This window comes from Rickettsia massiliae MTU5 (assembly GCF_000016625.1).
Classification (GTDB): Bacteria; Pseudomonadota; Alphaproteobacteria; order Rickettsiales; family Rickettsiaceae; genus Rickettsia; species Rickettsia rickettsii.
The window spans coordinates 857,541-878,847 of sequence record NC_009900.1 but is presented as its reverse complement, the minus strand read 5'-3'; the positions used below and the strand labels follow the sequence as shown (position 1 = coordinate 878,847).

Genomic DNA, 21,307 nt, shown 5'->3' with positions numbered 1-21,307 from the left:
AAAAATTAAAGAAAAAGGTCCCCCAAGTCCCGGTTTAGCCGATAAGGCATTAAATAAAATCAGGACACTACCCGGTGGTGGAATTGCAGCAAATGTTCTAGAGAAAACATATAAAACATTAGGTAGTAAAGCAGTAAGACGTGCGGCTAGAATTGGCGGCGTCGCAGTATCATTAGTCCTTAATCCCACTCCCGTTGGGGTTGGGCTTGCTGCACTTTCTTTATTAGCCGTTGCTTACAATGTTGGAAAAGAAACTTTAGAAGTAAAAGAAGATAAGCGTTTAGATAGAAAGAAAAAAACTTTAGAAAATATTAAAGCTAATTATGTGAAGCAAGCAGAGTTAGTAGTTACTACTCGAATAGATAAAGCAAAAGATAGCCCTGAACTTAAAAATTTCTTGGATACTCAATTACCTAAAATGTACCAAGAAAAAGTTGAGCCTGAAAAATTAAATTCAACTAGAACTAAAGAGATTTTAAAAGCAATACGAGATACTACCTTAGAGACGGTATCTTTAGTAGTACAAGCAAGCTCTGTAGGCGGTATTATAGTCAGTTTGGTAGCAGGTGCTATTTATGGAGGAAGGAGCTAATATAATAGGTGAAGGAGATGCTAATTTAGTGGGTATGGAGCGAAAAAAAGATAAAATAAATCAAATAAATAGTTTAAAAATATCAATAGGAAATTATGAAGATAAGAAAGACTTGCTTGAAAAAGAAAGGCAAGCAAAAATAGATACCAAAGCATTAGAAGAATTTTTAACTATACCCCCTAAAATTGCTCAATTAAGTGAAGGGCAGCTAAGAGAGCATTTTAATGTAACTAGAGCAAAGGTTGCAGCGAGACCTGAATTTGCTCCTCCTGCTGAAAAAACTAATTTTGAAAAAGTTAAATCGGCAGTAAAAGCAGGAGTCGGTTATTTTGTTGAATCACAATTTGGTGATTTAAAAGAAATATACGGTAAAAAAGAAGAAATATCTCAATCTTTTATAACTCCAAATGTTAGCAATAAAGTAAAACCTGAGCAAAACACAGCTCATGAGCAAGCACAACATATGCAAGAGAATTTGTCACACGGCAAGGGGGGTCGTCGTTATGGTGCTAGCTCTCACCATCATCACAATCAACACCGAATGCTTCTAAACGCCATGAATCTTCAAGAGGATTTTAATTGTTAATAAAGACTTATAATTATCTTATAGATTATATCTTGCCGCAGAGATGTTTAAGCGGTGCGGAAATACTAGGGGGAGCGGTGAATTTTGTAGCGATTGTTGGAAAAAGCTAGAGTTTATAGCAAGACCCTATTGTAGTATATGTGGACAAAGATTTAGTATAAAAATCTTAGATAACTGCATTTGTGGAAATTGTTATAGCAACAAACCTAATTATGAGTTTGCTCGCAGCTTATTTAAGTTTAATGAGCATAGCAAAAAATAGTTCATCAGTTTAAATATCAAGATAAGATGATAAGACCTTTGCTAAGCTTTTATATAATAGATATAGCGAGGATATAAAAGATATTGGTTTAATCATACCTGTACCTATGAATAGATTTAAGAGGTTACTACGAATGTATGATCCTGCTCATATTTTAGCTATGGAAATTGCAAAAGTTACCGATAAAATGTTAAAAGCTGATATTTTAACTAAAGCAAAATGGACCAAGTCTCAGACTTTTCTCTCACGAAAACAACACAAAAATAATATAAAGGGTAGTATCAAATTTAACACAAAGTATAATATTGTAAGTAAAAAAATCTTATTAGTCGATGATGTTGTTATCACTGCTGTTACTATAAATGAATGTGCTAAAATTTTACGACAAGCGGGGGTGGCGCCGGTAACAGTCTTAAGTGTTGCTATGACATAACGTCATTGCAAGGAAGGGGACATGGTTGTGTGTATCGAAAAACACACTCGATGTCATCCCGTGGCTTGACCACGGGATCCAAAAAATAATAAAAAATTTTAGTATTTTTAACTGGACCCCATGGTCAAGCCACGGGGTGACACAGAAGGTAACTTATGCAAAATGAAATAAAAAAAGTTTGTGTTATCGGTGCAGGAGTAATGGGTTCAGGGATTGCAGCGTTAATTGCTAATTCCTCTCATAAAGTAGTGCTGCTTGATATTATCGCTAAAGATTCCGATGATCCTAATAAAATAGTTAAAACCGCTAAAGAAAATTTGCATAAACAAAAACCCCCACCTTTATCTTTTCCTGATAAAGCAAATTTCATGACCATCGGTAATTTAGAATATAATTTAGATTTAATTAAAGAATGTGATTTAGTTATTGAAGTTATTGTTGAGAAGTTAGAAATCAAATACCAATTATATAATAAAATTATTCCTTATCGTAAAGAAGATGCAATTATTGCTTCTAATACCTCTACATTACCGCTTAAAAGACTCAGAATTTACCAGATAATATTAAATCTAGATTCGTTATTACGCATTTCTTCAATCCGCCAAGATATATGGAACTGCTTGAGTTAATTATAGACCCTACGATAAAGGCTGAAGTAATAGAAAGAGTATCAGAGTTCTTAACGAAAACGCTTGGTAAAATTATAGTAAAATGTAATGATACGCCTGGTTTTATTGCTAATAGAGTAGGGTGTTTTTTACTTGAATTAGTAGCCCGTAAAGCGATAAGTCAGAATCTTGATGTTGCTACTTATAGATAAAATATTTACTACATGTTTGGGGCTGCTGAGTACTGGAATTTTCGGTTTATTTATATGATCTAATTGGGCATGACGTAATGAAGTTAATTTCAAGTTCATTACTTGCCTATCTTCCTGCAAAGGATGCTTATCATAAAATATATGTAAAGACCCCTGTTCTTGATAAGATGATAGAGAAGAAGTTAATTGGACGTAAAGGTGACGGTGGATTTTATCGTTTATCGGTCTCAAATGGCAAAAAGATTAAAGAAGTTATCAATATAAACGACTTATCATATAGTCCTGTTCAAAAAGTAGATATTTCATTTAATAATCTTGATGAGCTGCTTGTAAGTGATTCGGTTTACGGTAAATTTTTTACTGAAATTATCACGGAATTTTATGTTTATTTAGTCAGCCTAGTTCCGTCGGTTTACGGTCCATGTGAATTATTGACTATAGCGGCTAAAAACGGCTGGAATGCGGTAATTAAAAATGTTGATTTAATGTATATCCCACTTCCGCAATATTTAGTCAATAAAGAATATCAAAAAATCGATAAACCAAAATTTAATTCTCACAAAGATATTTTACAAGAAAGTCAGATAGTATTAGAGAATAGCTCGGCAAAATTAATACTTTATCAAGATGCTTTGATTTTTGTTATTACTACAAAAATGAATTGTTTAAATCATGAGGTGTTTTTTTTACTACAAGAAGCAGCAAGTAAAGCCGAAAATGACGGTAAAAATCTTTATATTTATCCGCAAAGGAAATAATTTTTCTGCCGGTGCTGATTTAAAACTTCTTCTTTCTTATATTGAAGATAAGAATTTTCACGATCTAGAGAATTTACTAAAGCTGAGACAGCAAACCATGCTCCACTTAAAATATTCCTCTGTACATTGTTATTAGCTGTGGTCTTGGTTGTGGCACTTGGAGGTGGATGTGAGCTGTTATTGCACTCAAGCTTTATTATAGGAAATCAAGAACTTAACGCAGGGCTTGAACTTGGTGTTGGTTTAATACCCGGGTGGGGCGGGTGTTACCGAAATGTTTGCTCGAAGTAATGGTAATAAAACTAAACTAATTAGAAATATCAGCAATATTATAGAGCAGAATAAAACAAGTTCAGCCGATTACTTTAAAGCAGATTATGATGTAGAGAATATGTACGTAAATATGAACAAGCATTATATTTTAGAGGAAGCTTTAAAATTAAACCTACCTAAAAAGATAGTACCGATTCCGCATAAAATTACTTTGCCTAAAATAAATTTAGCAACAGCAATAGATACATCAAAATATAACGATCTACAAAATAAGGTACTTAGCAAATTTCAAGATATTATTGATACACATAATGAAACGAATGAAGAAGAGCTACTTGCCTATGAGCAGGAAATATTTTTAGAACTTGCAAAAGATCCAAAAACTATAGAGAAGCTGAAAGTAATTGTAGGATAAACTCCTACTATGTCATTCTTGCGGGGCATTGGCGTTGTTGCATGGATCTATGTCATTACTGCGAAAGTAGGAATCCAGAAAAGTAGTCTTAATATTGACAAAATAAACCTAAAAAAACAAGTTTTTTGTAGGTTTTACTGGATTCCCGCTTTCGCAGTAATGACATAGCGAGCATTTACCGGTCCACGCAATAATGCTTCACGGGAATGATATAAAAACCGTGCGGGTAACGCTACTCCACAATAATATTGCCTATAACACCACGATAGTAAGTTTGAGGGTCGTACATAGCTTCACTGTAAATAGCAGGAGTAGAGAATATGCCCTTATTAACTGCTTTGATTTTATACTGATACGTCATTTTTTGATCAGAAATAGTACCGAAAATCATAACTCTATCATCACGATTATTTATATATATCGGTTTCCATATCATTACTTCCTGCGTGCGTTCTAATATATTTACGTGGTTGTTATCCGGTAAAAGCTCGAAGCCTGCCGGTAATAAATCAAGTAGCACCATATTGCTCAAGGTTTTATTACTACCTGAACGCATGGTGATTTCTACCGTAATATTATCACCTAATTTTACTTTGCTAACCTCTTTATTATTTTCATCGAGATATTTTTTTGTTATTTCTATGCCTTGAACTATCTCTTTATTTTCTGTTAATTGCTTATCATAGCCTAAAGTTAAAAGCTGATAGAAAAAGCCGTTACTTGAGGATGTTAAGTCGATATTCTTATTTTCTACCGACAGCTCAGCAATCATCACTTTATCGCCTGTTAAAGTAACTTCTTTATCTGTAGAGGTTACTTTAATATTAGCCTCATCTACATTATTTATTTTATCGGCATAGGCAAGACTTGCCATAATTGCATAGCTTGCGGATAGGCTATTATAGTTATCTTTAGCAAAAAGAGCGATATCCTGTACAATTTTTGGGTCAAAGTCTTTTAACCGTTCCGGAAAATGCATAGAAATTAAGTATAAATACTGACTATATTTTATTAGAGGATTGTAATACTGATAGTCTGTTTTTGATATAGGTTTATTTAGAGTAAATCTGTCTAATAATTTCTCCGCTTCTTCATTCATTTGCAGCATTTTATAGCTAGCTGCTAAATAAACGCTAGTCAAATCCTCTTGCCATGTATTTTTATGGTACTCGTCTAAATATTTTAAAATATTTGCAATATAGCTTGTAGTAATAACGCTGTTTTGCGTCAGGATATAAACCGCATATGCCTTTTCTCTTGCTTCATCTAAGGAGTTTATTGATCTGTTAGCCATATTCTCTAAATAGTAAATACCTTGATTAAATGTATCACTTGGAACGGCTAAATATCTCGTTGCTCCCTCGCTTAAGAAATGCATAGCATAAACGGAAATAAATGGATCGGAATCGTCATTAAAATTGTTCCAATATCTAAATCCACCGTCATAATTTTGCCGTTCCGATAAAGTTTGGAATATTTTTGATAATGATTCATCCATTTTTTTACGATCAGTTTTAAGGATCTGAACTAGCTCTTGTTCATTATATAATAAAATATTGGCAAAATTTTGACTTATTAATTGTTCAGTGCAACCATAAGGATAATTATCGAGGAAATCTTTAAAGCCAGAAATAATAGCTAGCGGTGATTTAGAAGCAGAAATTTGCAGTTTAGCAAATTCAGGATATAAATCCCGTAAGATTTTTAAATTAGCCTTGTTGTCTGTAATAAAGCCTGTATCAATTGTTGTAACGCTCGGACTAGCAGGGCGAACGCTCGTAGTACTAGTTAATTCGGAGCTATGTACTACTGCCATAGATATTATATCCGGCTTTAGGTGATTTATAGAAGCTACAACCTTTAAATCTGCCGAACCGAGTTTATCAGTCGCTTTTAATTTAACATTAATAGTAGCTTCCTTATTTTCGTCTATCGGTATCTCTTTAGGATAATCTAATATTTTAAGTCCTTCACTTGTTTCAATATTTAGAAAAACCTGAGCATTTCCTGAATCTTTTAGGTTATTAAATATTGTTACCGGTACTGTAAATTCATCATTCGGAGCTACAAATAAAGGTAAATTTGGATTGATAATAAGATCGGATTGGACTAATAAATCAGCTTTGGAAGTTCCTATAGCGTCAAGGCTTGAGGCTACCCCTATAACTCTTAAAGTGCCGTTAAAATAGCTTGGTATATCAAATGTGACTTCTCTCTCATCAAGATCCGCTTCTAAAATTCCTGACCAAAATGCTACGGGAGGTTGGCTTTTTCTTTTAAATGGATTAAGGTTTCGAGCGACATTTATAAAACCGTCTCCGGCAGGAGCCGCCATATAAGCTTTCATTAATAAAGGATGCTCAGGTAATATTAAATCCATGATTTGTGATGTTCGGACTTCCAAGGCTTTATCATTAATAAAGTAATTAAGCGGGTCGGGCGTCTGATAACCGGCAAATGATAATATCCCTGCATCAACAGCAAATATTATTATTTTACCGGGATTTGTAGTACGGTAACGAATTGCTAGCTTTTCTCCCGATTTGATTTTTGCAGGAAGTGTTAATTCAATATCTTGTTTATGTTTATAAATGCCCGCAGTAAACGGTACTACTGCATAGCTAAACGGTGACATAAAGATTTCCGTAGCTTTTATGTCTCTTATAAATTGTACATTTACATATCCTTTACCCTCAAAGCCGTCAGGAATTTTTATTTCTTGAATGCTATTATTTTCATCAGCTTTAAACCATTCAGAATTATGTACTTTATCGGTCTCGATAGTAATTAACCCATAACCTGTATAAGGAGTTATAATATTTAAAAGAATAGTATCGCCGGCTTTATAATCATCTTTATCAAGTTTAACTTTTAAATTTGCTTTGTCTGTTAAATTAGCCGTAACATTTCCTTCACCTATTACCGAAAATTCAGCTTGGGCAAAGATTGTATCTTCTTTATCGGTTAAGTAAATAACGTAATCGCCTGCTTCTTTAGTAGGCACTTTATAAATATAACTTTCGTTTGCCGTGATATTAACTTTGTCAGAAGATATATTAGTCTCAATAGGTACTGAACTGTAAGAATAATTACCGTTACTATCTGCTACTAAGTTATTTACATAATTAATCTTTTTTAAGTGAAGAGTTAAATTAGGTGCAGCTACTTTTTCTGCTTTATTTGATATGGCTATGAATTCTATTGCCGAGTTTGTTTTTTTCTTAATATATTTTAGATCGCTATCGCTTCTAAATCCTATAATATAAGGTAGAGGTGACACTATAAGTGATTTGCTTGCGTTTACGCTTCTTCCTGAATCAGGCTCAAATCCTTCTGCTGAAAATGTTAGATTAAAAGTAGCGTTATAATATTTCTCGAGGTTAAGGTCAAAGTTTGCCGTACCTTTAGAGTCGGTAGTAATATCTCCTAAACGTTCGTTAAAAAACTCTTTATTTCCTTTGCTACTATAAAATTTATATTCTTTAAAGCTAGGTACGAAAAACGCGGTAGGTCTAATATCAATAAAGCCGCTGACTTTTCTATTTTCTGCAGGAGTGCCGTAAAGATTTATGAGATTAACGGTTGCTTTAAGATCTTTTGGATTCGTCCATAGCTCATCTTGTGAGTTATTGAAGTTTATGTTTATTTTCATGCGGTCATGCTGAAAATCACCAACCCTGACAGACACGCTATTAAGATAGTTATTGCTGCCTTTATCTCCTACTAAATATAAGCTTATATTGTATAAGCCGGTTAAGGAATCATCAAGCGTTGAGAATAAATATTCGCCGAATCCTTCTGCATCTAGAGCTATTTTACTTTTATCTATTACTTTTCCTCTAGGGTTAGTTACTTGTATTTCTAAAGGTAAGCCGTCAAATTTTCCTTGCCAGTCGGTTTGTTTGAGCATAATACCTATGTGACCTTGCTCGCTTGGTCTATAGATGCCACGATCGGAAAATAAATAAGCTTTTAACCCTTGATCAGAACTAACGGCTCCTGCTACATCAAACCGAGAATAATTCACTTGTCTATCAATTCTACTATACGGCATAAATGAAAAATCATCCTTAGTAGTTAATATATAAGCCACTGGAGTTTTTTCTTTTGTAAAATCATTTATATTTGATAAAACGGCATGTCCTTTACTATCGGTTTTGCTGCTTACTAACACCTCACCGTTAAGTCCTATAATATCTGCTTTTACGCCGCCAGCTGGTTTACCGTTACTGATATAAGAAACAAAGATATGATGCGTTCCGGTTTTATCGGTTTTTACTATAAAACCAAGATCGGTAACTAAAATTAATCTTTTATCTTGAGATATAATGTTATTATTGTCTTTAGCATAAACTTTTGCTAGAAATAACCCCTTGGAATAGCTGCCTGCTTCTTCTAAATTAAAATATTTACTGAAATCTAAATCGGTATAATGAGGTAAATTTAAATTTTGAGAGTTAACTATTACTTCCTCTTGAAATACCTCGGAAATATTATACTCATTAAAGGTATATTCATTTATAAAAGTCGGATTTTGGAAAATATTATATCTATTTGTTTGGCTGATTAAATGATTAACTTCTTGCTGATTAATCTTATCGATTTCTAAATATAATTTATCTATGCCAAGTGAATATACGGGCAGCTTTCTTTCGCCGGCTAATGAAAGAATAGAACCGTCGGACATTAGCTTAACTTCTTTAGGGTTACCCGGTATTTGTACGATTTGAAAATAATCTGAGCCGAGTGTTAAATTATCCGATGTTTTAACACCTTGATTTACTTTAACAAGCAAAGCTCTTGAGGCAAACGTATCTACTTTAAAACTATGCGTAGTAGTAATGCTTGGGACGGAAGATAAAAGCTCAAAATTTATTTTTTCACTCGATTTAAGAATATCATCGGTTATTTCTTTCGGATTTTGCCATTTATAGTTTTTTTTGCCTGCAACTCCTAAGAAAGCCGGCTTATCCTGCGGTAATAAAAATAACTCTAAATGTTTTTTTATTTCCTCACCCGAAACCGGTGTATTTGTGGTAATTATAATTATCTGTTCCGGTTTTAGTTTATCATCTTTAACAATTGTAGCAGTACTATTGGTAATTTTTAAATATGAGGATAGACTGGGAATTAATACATTTTCTTTATAAGAATATCTTATGTTATTTGGCGTCTTATTATTTTGATCTTCTACATTTTTATATGTGAAAACTTCTCCGCCATGTAGAGGTTTAACACCATCTTTTATAATTACGGAAACTGTATCTTCTTTATCTGTAAGCGGTGGTATATTAGTAATAATTGTAGCTTCCGTATTATTGGTATTGAATTTGATAGAAAACGGTAATTTTTCTTTAGTTGAAGATTTTATAAACTCTATTCTTTCCTCTAGAGTTTTAGGATCGATAGGATAGTTAAAAGCTATTTTAGTTTGAACGAATTTTTTGGAAATATCGATATTATCCTGTAGATAATTCATTTCTTTAATAATAGGAAGTAGCGGTAAAGTCGTGAAACTTATATTATTACTTTTTAAACCAATAAAATTAGGGAATATATAATCTTCGATAGTAATCTTATAAGTTTGATGAGCTACAAAATTGCTTTCTGGAGTAAAATTTATGTTATACCACCAGCCAAATCGCCATTCTCCTTGAATATCAGGTGAAATAGATATGTAATCATTTATTTTTTTTCCGTTAAGTCCTAGCTCTCTTTGTGGCTTTGTACACCATTCTTTAATTCTAGAGTCGCAAAGGTCAATATTTAACGCATTTTGTCCTGCTAACAGATTTTCGTTAGTTAATTTAAAATATAAAGGTATTTTTTCGTTAAAGCTTGCAGCAAATAGTTGTAAATTTATTAAACATACGAAAATAGTAAATACAAATTTGCGGAAAATATTTTTCATATCTATAGCTTATTATTTATGATAACTTCAATTATATATAAATAAAATTAAGTAAAGCAATGAATAAGGATATTTTTTTCAATATTTAACAAAATTTTTTTTGTTATTTGGACAAGAATATTGTTATGAGATTATCATAATACTCGGATTTCCTATATTTAGGAGGCAACTATTTGCACAAGCTATTTTGTGTATTACTTTTCACTACAATTTTAAATATATTGTTCAAATATACATTTGAAATACCTTGGAATCCTGCTCTAAATATTAAAGGTTTTGCTTTCCCTAGCGGTCATATGAGCAGTGGCGTAGTATTTTACGGTTGGTTTTTTGCAAATATTAGATATTCCTTATCAAGAATAATAATAGTAGTGATTTTAACCGGTATGGGATTTTCGCTGATTTATAATAAGGGCTATCATTATCCGGTTGATATTATTGCATCTATAACAATTGGAATAATTGGTTATTGCTGTTATATATAGTGTAACCAAAGAAGAGATTATTCAAAAATACCCTTATATGTTTGGAGCGTTTTTATGGCTATTAACCGTACCGATGGTAGCTTATCTTAAAATTATTGATGTGAATTGTCTTGCTTGGGTATGGACGCTATTTTGGGGATTACTCGGTTTTACTATTGCATAACGTAGTTTTAATAAAAAGGCATTTGAAGGAAACACGAAGCACAGAACTGTAGCGTATACACTATAGTACGTGAGGATTCGAGCATCGGATTGACGTACAAATTACCTTTAGAAACAAGTTATGCAATAAGTCTATTGTTATTAATAATAGTTGATTATAATTAAAGCAAAAATTATAAAATTGCAATAACAAAATAATTTTTAACTTTAAATATATTAGTACCTATTGGTTACCTTATATTTAAGCAACTTCATTCTGTTTTGTTATTGGCTTTTTTTCTATTAAGCTTTTTCTCTGCATTCCCTACTTTTGCGGGGATGACATCGAAGGCTTTTTAAAAATTGTCCGGTACTATATATATGGTGGTACCGCTTACCCAATTAAAGGCATTTCATCATTGGAAGTGGAGCCACCGGCTAAAAAAGTTACAGTTTATTAAATTATATTACTTTTTATTTAGATTACATTTGAGAATATTTAATTTATGTGTTAACTTATATAAATATCTTATAATTTTTTTAAAAATAAATACTCATCTAGCTTAGCTTCCTAGTAAAGTATCAAGTCAGAATAAATTATTATTTTTGTTGTCAGATTATGATTTAATTATAATTGTAATGGCAATAACATTTATAGTTATGTTTGGCTTATTAGTGCATAATTTAGAACATATTTTCCATTCACTGCAACATTAAAAATTTCGTACAATTCTCAAACCATATCTAACTTCATTACTTAAATATATTAGAAGAGATGATCAGCATAATCTCATAAAAATAAAATATAAGTTGAAAAATATGAAAAATTTAGTAATTTATTAATAATTCTAAAATAGAAATACAGAATTAGAAAAATATTATTAATTTAAAACAAGAGTTTAATATGAGAGAAGTGGCACAAGAGTTAAAGAAGAGAGAAGATTTAAAACGTCCTTTGGAATAAACAGTTTGACCTAGCATAGATGATGTTAAGAAAGATGAGTCTCCCAAAAGACAAAAAATTGACCTCAGTCGAAATGATTTATTGTTGCAGTAAGAATAATGATCCTGAAATTGTTCGTGTAGAACTTGCCTTATGAAGAAGATAGTAGTTTTTTGTCAATTGTAATTAAAACTTTAGAGAAAAATACTGTAGTAAAAGAAATTGATTTATATGGCAGCAACCTTAGTAACGATGATATAAAAAATCTAAGCAAAATTGTAAAGTTAAATCAAATATCACATTTAAACCTGAATTCTACTTCTTTAGATAGTGAAAAAATAAAAATTCTTATTGATGCTTTAGCAGATAATACCTCTCTTGAATATTTATCTTTAAATTCTATTTCGCTGAAAAATAGAAGATTTAAGAATATTAATAGATGCTATTAAAAACCACCCTAATTTAAGTTCTTTAGCATTAGGTAGTAGTGAAGTAGGAAATAAAGGAGCAGCAATTATTAGTGAGTTGTTTCATTCAAAACTACCGTTAAAATCCTTAGATATAGGACAAATTAATATTACTGCCGAAGGGATAGACGTTATCGCAAATAATATTAGCATTGCAAAATTAATGTCGTTAAATTTAGGGTATAATAACCTTAGAAACGAGGGAGTCATAAAATTACTTCATGCTTTAATGGCTAATCAATATATTAAAGAATTAATATTAAATGAAACAAGAATCTACGAAAAAAGTGTAGAAGTAATTGGAAGTTTTTTAACTTCAACAGCTATTGATACTTTAGATTTAAAACAAATAACTTAGGGGATGTAAAATATATAGCATCTGCTTTAAAATTAAATCCATGGTTAAAAACTCTAAATCTTAATAACAATAATTTAACCCATAATAATATAAAAGAACTTACTACTGCATTAACCGAAAATAAAGCGTTAGAAACTTTACTAATAAGCAATAATATTGAAATAGGAGATCTAGGTTTTGAAGCAATAGCGAACATGCTACAAAAAACAATTCTCTAAAAAATTAGCTCTTATGAACATTAAATTAGGAGATCTAGGAGCCGCCTATCTATCTTGCTACAGTATTTCTTTATCACAAAGATCACCTACAACATATAAAGGAATTAGATCTAAGAGATAATAACATAACCAATTTGGGTGCGGAAAGCTTAAAAAGCATTCCAGGTAACATGACGATTTTAGTAGACGGTAATGATATTGATAATTCAATATTTGAGAAAAGCGTTGATGCTTTAGGAGAAAATAATTAAAATTATAAAATAATATTTATATGGCAAATCTGACAAATGCACAGAATGAAAGGTTAACAGTAGAGTTTGTTAAATATGTAGATAGCCAGACAGTAGAGGATATCATAAGAGATAAAAAATCGAGAGAGGCTTTATTAAAAAGTATTATATTAAACGAATCTATATCTACCTTAAAAATCCTTACTGAACACTATAAGAAAATACACAAAAATAATAGTGAAGCCTTTGATGAAAGTTTTGAAAAATTAGCAGTTCTAGCGGTTTTAGCAGGTAAAACAGAAAAGATTATTCCAAAAGAACTTGTTTCTTATATGGCATTTCATGTTGGATTTGCTGACGAGAATCCTACCCATGGGCTATTAAATGACAACAACAACTCAAATCTGCAGAATTTTGCATATGCTTTCCGTACTCGACTTAACTCAAAGATTATAAAAGAATAATGATACTCCTTTACAAAATAGACGCTTTGATGCCTTAGGTAGGTTAATCCAATAATAATAGCCAATATAGTGCCGTATGTTTTGACGGCAAACAAATTTTAGTAGCGTTCAACGAATTACATAATTCTAGTTGTGAACACAAATAAAGTTGAACAAATTGAGACACATACCACAAAAGTTTTTAAATATTTACACGATTATGCTACTTACACAGCTTTACCTACAGAAGAGCAAAAAAATTTTCTACAACAACAAAATCTATCTACTCAACGAAAAGCGCTACTGCTAGATGCTGCACAATATTATTATAAAAATAATAGTGACCATAAGGATATATTACCACGCATTTTGCAAGAGCTAGAAAAATATCCGAATAAATAATCAAGAGGTTCAACAAAAAGTCTGTAATGTAACCAGTGCAAGTCCAAAAGTAGTTAAGGCAGTAGCTAGAGCTAGAAGAGATTTGATGAAATGAGCATAATACAGTAATAAAAGCACAACTTCCAGATCATGATAATCAATTAAGTGCAGAAATATACATAGGATTGTCTAAATTTTGTTATATTAGTTGTGATTTAATTATAAATAAAGAAAAATATAGATTTGCATTTTACTGATAAGAGTAAACAAAAACACTTAATACCGCTTAATATTACTACTAGCGGAGGAAATGGAGTAGGATATGAATGGGCTTTAATAGATGCTATAAGAAAAAATCCTGACTGGTTAGAAGATTTTCTAGGTAAAACAGCATATGAAAAATATAACGCTTTATCAGAACAGGAGAAGAAAATAGCAATTAACGGTATAGTAAGATATATAGGAAAAGAGGGGAATTCAAGATTAAGGACGCCCCGCTTAAAATAAACCCGGAGAAAGAACATAGCAAAGATAAAGAAAATGAACCTTTGAAAAAACAAAAAGAAATTGACTGCTGACACTTCTTCTAGTGAAGCTGAAGCACAAAATGAACCTAGAAAAAGAGAATAACAGCGACGAAGAACTCAGTATAATCCGTAAACCTATAAATTTTTATGATAACATTACGGCAGTCCCTTCAAAAAGCCTAAATCCTACTTCTTCCCGTTTTCAACCACTTGGCAGCTCACCTCAAGATACTCCAAGCTCTGTTGCTACTGATGATGTAGAAAGTGATGAAATGAGCTCTACACCTCACAGTATTGAGGAGTTGCACAGTAAAAGCTCTAGCGCTTCTCAAGACTTATTATCTAGCAGCAGTAGTGAGGAAGAACTAATATTTAATAGGAACATATTACCTACCGATAATGAGTCGCCACGTAAAAGTTCTAGCATAAATACAAATAAACGCAAACATAGTGCCAGTGAGAATGAAGAGTTAACGCTAAGTGTAGCGAAGATGAGGCACTTAATAGCAGTGTTAAGAAGCAGTTAAGTAAAAAACTTAAAGTAAGCAACTTTGATGAGGTGATGCCCATACTTTTTGATCTAGTCAAAAACTTGAAGTTTAGTAATCTTACTCGCGTCGAAAAAGAAAACCTTACTAATTTATTATTACAAGAAGAGCTAAATGTAAATGGAAAATATAATTGAACCGAGCGTTTAGCGGCTGTAAATGATAATAAAGAGTTACTGAATAAGTTTGATAGGGAAGCGGTAATTACGGCAAATATAGATTTTAAAGCAATTGATACAAAAGCAGCTGCAAAAACAGGCTCAGTAGAAAGTAGAGCAGAACATAATCATTTAACTGATCATACTAATAACACTAAAGCACTAATCGCTGAAATTCAAGCAGGTACTATTAATAAAAATACGGTAATAGCTATTGAACGTAAGCAATATGGTGAAAATCTCGGTATGCAAGACGTAATTAAAATAACAACTATATTAGAGTATAATGAAAAAAATCCTGATACTCCTATAACACTACCTGCAGAACTAGAAAATACACCTATATTACAAGATGCTCTTTTATATAAGATAGCTAAAGAAAATACAATTAAAATTATCAGTTTAGAAGGTAAAAATCTAAAACACTTAAAAGATACACCGCTTTATAATGAGAATCGTGAACAATATATGACGAGCGTAATTAATGAGATGCGTGGTAAAGGATATAATGTAATTGCAAGTGTCGGCTCTAGTCATCTGGTTAATTTAGAGAAAAACTTAGAAAACAGTAAAAACATGATATAGGATTTAGTCACATACCTAGAAAAATACTACAGACAGCTTTAAATATTGAAAGTGCCATTTCAACAGGAATGGTTAACATAAGAGCAAGCACTAAAGGTAATAGTATGGTACAACGGAAAGCTTTAAACGATCAGTCAAAAAGAAATATCTCAACTGGGAGATAACTCTATATAGAAGAAAAATCTTTATTTCCCGGGAATAAATGTGTTTCTTTCTTGCTTAAATCTCACTTGGTAAAGCTAAATCCACCTCGCTCAAAATATAGCCCGTTCCAGCTTACGGCATTTCACTAAGCCTTTAAGTTCTTTATCCTTTACATAGGTAATTGTGTTTAATTAAGAAGTCAAGATAAGAGCTAACTTTTTGGCTTTTCCTTTTTCTACAAGTCTTTTATAAAAAGGTTTAACTGCAGAATTTATATCTTACAGACGTAACAGCTGCCATATATAATGCTGCCCGCATCGTTTTTCTACCACCTTTATTAGTTTTTGCTAACCTAACACTTAAACCTGAAAAGCTTGATTTTATGCTACGTCCGCCGTTTGATTTATTCATAAAAGTGAAAGAAATTGAAGAATGGCGCACCCGAGAGGAGTCGAACCCCTAACCTTATGATCCGTAGTCATATACTCTATCCAATTGAGCTACGGGTGCTAAGTTTGAAGTACTTATTTCTAAGCCTTATTTCTTGTTGCTAACATACGAAGAAGCATATATGAAAGCATAGCATTTGTCAAGAAACATAGAGTGTTCTTTTATGTTTCTCTGAATAATAAAATATCAATTAATAATTGAATTATCATGTTACATATTGTATATAGAGGTTCATAAATTGATATGAGAAAAAAATGAATAAAATAAAATTAATCATAATTTACTTACTTTGGATTAATATGACTGTACAAGCAGACAATATATCGGAAAGAAAAAATTTAGCGGTAATTAACTCTTTAAATGTTGAGGAAAAGTGGCAGAAAGGTAATGTAATAAATTGTAAGTTGGGAGAAACTTTATTAGAAGAAACAGCAAAATATAACTCTCCTAAGTTAAAAAGCGTTTGACTCATTGTAGTTGTTTTGCGTATGCTGCTAGTGCAGCCTTGGGGCTTCCAAATCAGTCTGGACTTCCTCATCCTGAAAGCGATAAAGAATTTATACCTACTTTATCAAATAAGCAAGCTGAGTGGCTTGAAACAGACGGAATAAAGAACGGATGGAATTTTGTTAAAGCAGGAAATCGTGATGATAGTTTTATTCCAGCACAAAAATTTGCTAATCAAGGATATTGTGTTGTATCCGTATATAAAAATGCTAATCCAAAATAATGGTATGGACCTATCCTATATACAGAATGAGAAGCAGAAGCTAATCTTCTAGGATAGGAAATGAATCCTAAACAACAATAAGGAGGTCCATATGGAAGTTACCACAATTGGTATAGATATTGCAAAAAGAATTTTTCAAATTCACGGTGTAGATAAAAATGGTAAGACAATATTAAAGAAAAAATTAATGAGAGAGCAGGTTATAACTTTTATGGCTAATTTACCAAGAAGATGTCTAGTAGGCATGGAAGCTTGCGGTGGTTCTAGCTATTGGGCAAGAGAATTAACAAAATTAGGTCATAATGTAAAACTAATGGCTCCACAATTTGTTAAGCCTTATGTTAAAACTAATAAAAATGATCAAGCTTGATGCAGAAGCAATATGTGAGGCAGTAGCAAGACCTAATATGAGGTTTGTGCCTATCAAAACTGTAGAGCAACAAGATATTTTATTTATTCATAGGGTAAGACAGAGATTGGTAAAAAATCGTACAGCTCTTGCTAATGAGATCAGGGGATTATTACATGAATTTGGTTTTGTTATTCCGCAAGGAATCAATAAGATTATGACAAAATTAACCGAAATTTTAGATGAAGGGGATTTAAGTCAGCTAAGCTATCGAACGTTTAGTGAGTTAAAAGCAGAATTTCTAGAGAATGATAAAAAAATAAAAGAATTAAAACAAAGATTAAAAATTATAGCTAGCCAGTATAGTAATCACCAACAACTAATGACGATACCAGGTATAGATTTAATAACTGCTACAGCCTTAATAGCATCAATAGGTAATGCTAGTTGTTTTAAAAATGGCAGGCAATTATCAGCATGGCTAGGATTAGTGCCAAGGCAACATTCTAGTGGTGGCAAAGATAAGTTGCTTGGTATTAGTAAAAGAGGTGATATCTATTTACGCACTTTGTTGATTCAAGGAGCAAGAGCAGTACTGAATAGTAAGATAAGATTTACCACGGAAGAGCAAAAATCTAAAAAAGATTATAGCAAGTTTACCAAGTGGATGTTTAATTTATCTGAACGAAATGGGCATAATAAAACAACTGTTGCAGTAGCTAATAAACTAGCAAGAGTGGTGTTTACAGTACACAGTTCAGGTAATGATTATACTGAGAGTAAAGTTTGTAGCTAAAGAATTGGTACAAATAGTTGACGAGATAATATTATAGGTAAGTAGAAATTTAATAGATTCTAATCCGGAATATGCGAAAGAATGATAATATTGATGGTAAATAAGACGAACCTTAGCTTACAAAAAAACTGAACTGGACAATGACTCTTTAGAAGTCGACAAAATGATAAGTAATATAGTTTGTAAGCCAGCGAATTCCATCAGGGCTATAGGGTAAATTTAAAGTGATTTATTAACTATAAGCCGGATACATGACTGCATTCGATTTTTTTGCTGTTATATATTATTTTTTTCTTGCATTATCGGGTAGGTCCATACAAGAGCAGGGCATATTGCCGTTGTAGTACCAAGTAGTAAGGATATAGAGAAAATAAAAAATGCAGGACCGGACACGGCTCAAGTCGGTAATATTACTGTAGCTCTTTGAAAAAGGGTTTTAGGAATAAAAAAGACGCATTTAAAAACAACGAAATAAAATTTTATTATTATAAAATATAACAGATATCAGTAAGGTAACCGGACAGTTTTTATTCTATGTCATTCCCGTGGAGCATTGCCTGTGTGGATCGATTTCCTGTTGTCATACCGCGTGGCTTGACCACGGGATCCATAAGTATGATAAAACAATACTAGTATTTTTAACTGGACCCAGTAGGTACGGGGTGACAATGGTGGAATCGATCCTCCACACAGGCAATGTTTTCCTGCAGTAGCGAGAACCCCCAGTGTTTTAAGTTATGTTTTTTGGATACCGTGGTCAAACCACGGTATGACACAGTGGATTTTACTGATTCACGCAACAATGTCTTGCGGGAATGACGCCGATTTATGTAACAACGTCCCTGGTTTGCAGGAATGACATAATCAGCTTTTTTAGTTATTGGCTATTTTAGAGATTTATGCAACAGCATCTACCCATGAAATTTCTATGCTACCGGTTAGATCCACTTGAGGAGTTTCGCTGTATCTTGGTAAGTGATCATATACAAGATGAGCTAAGCCAGCTATTCCGTTTACACTATCCCTGCTGTATTTGCATAAGCAAATTTTGCTGCTTCTATTCCTGTATAAGTCGTATTTTTTAATAACTCAAATGTGTTCTCCGGCGAATATGCAAGAGCTGCTCCAACACAAATCCCCATGGCAACTGTAGGATGAGCATAAAATCTCCATGCAGCCGTTGATATTGCTGCTTTTACAAATGTAGACATAGCCCATCCAAAAGCGTGTCCTGTCATTACTTTACCGGCTACTACTTTATAAGCACAAGCACCCATAAAAGCACTACCAAGTACTTTATAACCGTAACCGGCTACTGTAGCAGCAGACGTTGCACAACCTACAGCAGCTTCTGTAGCATTTGCAAAATACTCAAATGTTGCTTCAGACACTTTTACTCCTGCATATGTAGTCGAATTATTTACTACTTTTTCAGGTGATATGTTATTAGAAACTGTATTTAAATAGATAGCTAAACATAATTTTTCCCCTTTAAAAATTTTGATTAAATTTAATTTTGACCTAAAAAAGTAACAATCAGTTAATATATTCTAACTGAATATTATAATGCGTTATTGATAAGTTCCTTTTTTGTCTTAAGTGCATTACGCGCTAATAGACTGTCGCATGTCAAGAGAGAATATTAATTATTTCTTAAAAAATAAATTTTTTATTACAATACCTAACAACCATATTCTATCATTGACCGTCTATCTCATATGTGGTTATGTCTATACTATTCTAAAAAATATTATATGTAATGATTATATGTAATGATGTTATTTAAAATAAATCCTGAATGGATATTGAATTTTAGAAGTGAAATGTTAAAACTAGCTGGTTTAAAATATTTCCCTTTTTCGCTAGTGATTATTTTTACATTACAATTATTGCGATTGCTTACTGGTTAAATCCAAGAAAGAGATTATTTTTGGATTTAGGCTGGCTTATATCATTTGCAACATTATTGAATGTTATTATTAAAAAGGCTTTTTCTATTCCTCGTCCGCCTAGCCTAGTATATTACATATGTTACCTATTAATGATGGAGTATTTGGTTTCTCTAGTGGAGATGTACAAGTGGCTACTATTTTCTTTATGATAATATTTTTATCATTTAATTTAAAAACGTTAAAAATAATATCTATCACAATGATTATTAATATTATGCTTTCACGCCTATATCTTGGAGTACATAGTATATATGATGTTATAAGGCGGTATGATTTTTGGAGTGTTAATTGTTTTAGTTTATAGAAGTAATTTTATGCAATCACAAATAAGTAGATGGGAAAATAGTGCTAAATCTTATTATTGTATATTGGCTTTTGTGATAGGTATATGTTTCTTTTTATGGAAAGACAGTCCTTTTCCTTTACTGCTTTTATTACCAATAGGAACTTTATTGGGTTATATGGTATCGTATATATTTGTTTTAAATACTGATTTGATCTTAAATAATGCTCAAAAAACTATAGGTATAATTATTAGTTTCATTCTGTTATTCTTTTTTATAAAACTTTTCCTATAATAAAAAATTCAACAATATTATTTAATTTTACACTTTTGCTTAAATTTGCTTTATTACCTGTTTTGATTTATATTTTACTTCCATGATGCAAAGAGAACTACAAATAGATTAAATTTCTTTCACCAAATCCAATGTACAGATTTACAACTATTCGCATGATAATCTAATATATCAAGTATTGACAAAGTACATACATTTTTTATTATAAATATAACATTGAAAATGGTTGTATTATGAGTATCAAACTAGATTCTTACGAACAAGATATTGAAGATAATTTTGAAAAGCAGCAAAAAATTGATGATAGAAGTGAAATAGCTTTGCTTCAAAAATTTGCAAAAGCACATCTTAGTAAAAAAAGATCTGTTACTATTAGGATTGCAGAACATGACATAGAAGCAATAAAAATTAAAGCTTCTAAGCATGGTTTGCCTTATCAGACCTATCTTAATATGCTAATTCATTCAGACGCTACTAAACTCTAAATATTATGACCAAGTATAGATATAATCATGAAAAGAACGTTAAGTTATTGCATGAGCGTGGTATAGGCTTTGAAGAAATAATACAGTCGATTGCTGATGGTAATTTATTAGATATTAAATTACATCATAATCAAGAGAAATATAAAGGTCAAAAAATTTTATATGTTCGAATGATTGCGCAAGTATATGCAGTACTTTATATAAAAGGTGATAAAGATGCTATTTTCCTTAACACTTTATTTCCTAGCAGAAAAGCCAAAAAGGAATTTTTAAAAAATAAGAAATAATA

General features: G+C 31.8%; 17 protein-coding genes, 1 tRNA gene and 6 pseudogenes. 20 read left to right on the top strand and 4 right to left on the bottom strand.

Features of this window, described 5'->3' with window-relative positions; all coding sequences use genetic code 11:
* Positions 1-4 precede the first annotated feature (4 nt).
* From RMA_RS12045 to RMA_RS12040, 5 genes and pseudogenes are all read left to right on the top strand, one after another.
* A pseudogene (locus tag RMA_RS12045) lies at positions 5-298 on the top strand (hypothetical protein); the annotation flags it as partial.
* 277 nt (positions 299-575) lie between these two features.
* On the top strand, positions 576-1,178 hold the full coding sequence (locus RMA_RS07635; RefSeq protein ID WP_238375405.1) for a hypothetical protein: 603 nt from the start codon (positions 576-578) through the stop codon (positions 1,176-1,178).
* A 115-nt stretch (positions 1,179-1,293) separates the two neighbouring features.
* Positions 1,294-1,440, top strand: coding sequence for a hypothetical protein (locus tag RMA_RS11060; protein WP_238375584.1), 147 nt, complete (start codon positions 1,294-1,296; stop codon positions 1,438-1,440).
* A 106-nt stretch (positions 1,441-1,546) separates the two neighbouring features.
* The gene (locus tag RMA_RS04745) at positions 1,547-1,873 is read left to right on the top strand and encodes a ComF family protein (RefSeq protein WP_238375404.1); all 327 of its coding nucleotides are present in this window, start codon (positions 1,547-1,549) and stop codon (positions 1,871-1,873) included.
* A gap of 155 nt (positions 1,874-2,028) precedes the next feature.
* Positions 2,029-4,139, top strand: a pseudogene (locus tag RMA_RS12040) (3-hydroxyacyl-CoA dehydrogenase/enoyl-CoA hydratase family protein).
* Positions 4,140-4,371: 232 nt separating this feature from the next.
* On the opposite strand, the gene RMA_RS04720 reads toward RMA_RS12040, so the two are convergent.
* The gene (locus RMA_RS04720) at positions 4,372-10,050 is read right to left on the bottom strand and encodes an alpha-2-macroglobulin family protein (protein WP_041404765.1); all 5,679 of its coding nucleotides are present in this window, start codon (positions 10,048-10,050) and stop codon (positions 4,372-4,374) included.
* Positions 10,051-10,271: 221 nt separating this feature from the next.
* Here RMA_RS04720 and RMA_RS11040 point away from each other — a divergent pair, with 221 nt between their 5' ends.
* From RMA_RS11040 to RMA_RS04670, 9 genes and pseudogenes are all read left to right on the top strand, one after another.
* Positions 10,272-10,535, top strand: a complete 264-nt coding sequence (locus RMA_RS11040) for a phosphatase PAP2 family protein (RefSeq protein WP_041404764.1) — start codon at positions 10,272-10,274, stop codon at positions 10,533-10,535.
* 37 nt (positions 10,536-10,572) lie between these two features.
* Positions 10,573-10,698, top strand: coding sequence for a hypothetical protein (locus RMA_RS11760; protein WP_274377901.1), 126 nt, complete (start codon positions 10,573-10,575; stop codon positions 10,696-10,698).
* A gap of 999 nt (positions 10,699-11,697) precedes the next feature.
* Positions 11,698-12,444 (top strand): annotated as a pseudogene (locus RMA_RS08575) (hypothetical protein).
* Between the two features lie 265 nt (positions 12,445-12,709).
* Positions 12,710-12,913 (top strand): leucine-rich repeat domain-containing protein, encoded by a 204-nt coding sequence (locus RMA_RS12035; protein ID WP_049749367.1) that lies wholly within the window; start codon positions 12,710-12,712, stop codon positions 12,911-12,913.
* 20 nt (positions 12,914-12,933) lie between these two features.
* Complete coding sequence (locus tag RMA_RS11035) at positions 12,934-13,356, top strand: hypothetical protein (RefSeq protein ID WP_238375401.1); 423 nt, start codon at positions 12,934-12,936, stop codon at positions 13,354-13,356.
* 132 nt (positions 13,357-13,488) lie between these two features.
* On the top strand, positions 13,489-13,737 hold the full coding sequence (locus RMA_RS04685; protein WP_014365662.1) for a hypothetical protein: 249 nt from the start codon (positions 13,489-13,491) through the stop codon (positions 13,735-13,737).
* A gap of 164 nt (positions 13,738-13,901) precedes the next feature.
* Positions 13,902-14,346: pseudogene (locus RMA_RS04680) on the top strand (hypothetical protein).
* On the top strand, positions 14,324-14,770 hold the full coding sequence (locus RMA_RS11030) for a hypothetical protein (RefSeq protein WP_238375400.1): 447 nt from the start codon (positions 14,324-14,326) through the stop codon (positions 14,768-14,770). The pseudogene RMA_RS04680 and the gene RMA_RS11030 overlap by 23 nt, the downstream one beginning before the upstream one ends.
* Positions 14,771-15,195: 425 nt before the next feature.
* The gene (locus RMA_RS04670; RefSeq protein WP_238375399.1) at positions 15,196-15,534 is read left to right on the top strand and encodes a hypothetical protein; all 339 of its coding nucleotides are present in this window, start codon (positions 15,196-15,198) and stop codon (positions 15,532-15,534) included.
* A gap of 402 nt (positions 15,535-15,936) precedes the next feature.
* Here the strand turns inward: RMA_RS04670 and RMA_RS04665 are convergent, their stop codons facing one another.
* Both RMA_RS04665 and RMA_RS04660 read right to left on the bottom strand, forming a co-directional pair.
* Complete coding sequence (locus RMA_RS04665) at positions 15,937-16,089, bottom strand: transposase (protein WP_014365665.1); 153 nt, start codon at positions 16,087-16,089, stop codon at positions 15,937-15,939.
* 22 nt (positions 16,090-16,111) lie between these two features.
* Positions 16,112-16,188 (bottom strand) — tRNA-Arg (locus RMA_RS04660).
* Between the two features lie 194 nt (positions 16,189-16,382).
* Here RMA_RS04660 and RMA_RS09930 point away from each other — a divergent pair.
* From RMA_RS09930 to RMA_RS04650, 3 genes and pseudogenes are all read left to right on the top strand, one after another.
* Entirely contained in the window at positions 16,383-16,595 is a 213-nt protein-coding gene (locus RMA_RS09930; protein ID WP_238375398.1) for a hypothetical protein, read from the top strand.
* Positions 16,592-16,858 (top strand): hypothetical protein, encoded by a 267-nt coding sequence (locus RMA_RS09925; protein ID WP_187145875.1) that lies wholly within the window; start codon positions 16,592-16,594, stop codon positions 16,856-16,858. The genes RMA_RS09930 and RMA_RS09925 overlap by 4 nt, the downstream gene beginning before the upstream one ends.
* A gap of 91 nt (positions 16,859-16,949) precedes the next feature.
* Positions 16,950-18,003: pseudogene (locus RMA_RS04650) on the top strand (IS110 family transposase).
* A gap of 897 nt (positions 18,004-18,900) precedes the next feature.
* On the opposite strand, the pseudogene RMA_RS04645 reads toward RMA_RS04650, so the two are convergent.
* Positions 18,901-19,214 (bottom strand): annotated as a pseudogene (locus tag RMA_RS04645) (hypothetical protein).
* 817 nt (positions 19,215-20,031) lie between these two features.
* On the opposite strand from RMA_RS04645, the gene RMA_RS11020 reads away from it, so the two are divergent.
* The 3 genes from RMA_RS11020 to RMA_RS04625 all read left to right on the top strand — a co-directional run bounded on the left by RMA_RS11020 (position 20,032) and on the right by RMA_RS04625 (position 21,305).
* Positions 20,032-20,259, top strand: a complete 228-nt coding sequence (locus tag RMA_RS11020; protein WP_238375397.1) for a phosphatase PAP2 family protein — start codon at positions 20,032-20,034, stop codon at positions 20,257-20,259.
* A gap of 507 nt (positions 20,260-20,766) precedes the next feature.
* Positions 20,767-21,018, top strand: a complete 252-nt coding sequence (locus RMA_RS04630; RefSeq protein WP_014365670.1) for a CopG family antitoxin — start codon at positions 20,767-20,769, stop codon at positions 21,016-21,018.
* Positions 21,019-21,023: 5 nt separating this feature from the next.
* The gene (locus tag RMA_RS04625; protein WP_014365671.1) at positions 21,024-21,305 is read left to right on the top strand and encodes a hypothetical protein; all 282 of its coding nucleotides are present in this window, start codon (positions 21,024-21,026) and stop codon (positions 21,303-21,305) included.
* The last annotated feature ends 2 nt before the right edge of the window (positions 21,306-21,307 follow it).

Coding starts and splice junctions, on each gene's coding strand:
- RMA_RS11020 (WP_238375397.1), top strand. CDS start 20,032: ATGTTACCTATTAATGATGGAGTATTTGGTTTCTCTAGTGGAGATGTA.
- RMA_RS11035 (WP_238375401.1), top strand. CDS start 12,934: ATGGCAAATCTGACAAATGCACAGAATGAAAGGTTAACAGTAGAGTTT.
- RMA_RS09930 (WP_238375398.1), top strand. CDS start 16,383: ATGAATAAAATAAAATTAATCATAATTTACTTACTTTGGATTAATATG.
- RMA_RS04720 (WP_041404765.1), bottom strand. CDS start 10,050: ATGAAAAATATTTTCCGCAAATTTGTATTTACTATTTTCGTATGTTTA.
- RMA_RS04745 (WP_238375404.1), top strand. CDS start 1,547: ATGAATAGATTTAAGAGGTTACTACGAATGTATGATCCTGCTCATATT.
- RMA_RS04625 (WP_014365671.1), top strand. CDS start 21,024: ATGACCAAGTATAGATATAATCATGAAAAGAACGTTAAGTTATTGCAT.
- RMA_RS04630 (WP_014365670.1), top strand. CDS start 20,767: ATGAGTATCAAACTAGATTCTTACGAACAAGATATTGAAGATAATTTT.
- RMA_RS11760 (WP_274377901.1), top strand. CDS start 10,573: ATGTTTGGAGCGTTTTTATGGCTATTAACCGTACCGATGGTAGCTTAT.
- RMA_RS04670 (WP_238375399.1), top strand. CDS start 15,196: ATGCAAGACGTAATTAAAATAACAACTATATTAGAGTATAATGAAAAA.
- RMA_RS11030 (WP_238375400.1), top strand. CDS start 14,324: ATGAACCTAGAAAAAGAGAATAACAGCGACGAAGAACTCAGTATAATC.
- RMA_RS07635 (WP_238375405.1), top strand. CDS start 576: ATGGAGGAAGGAGCTAATATAATAGGTGAAGGAGATGCTAATTTAGTG.
- RMA_RS04665 (WP_014365665.1), bottom strand. CDS start 16,089: ATGAATAAATCAAACGGCGGACGTAGCATAAAATCAAGCTTTTCAGGT.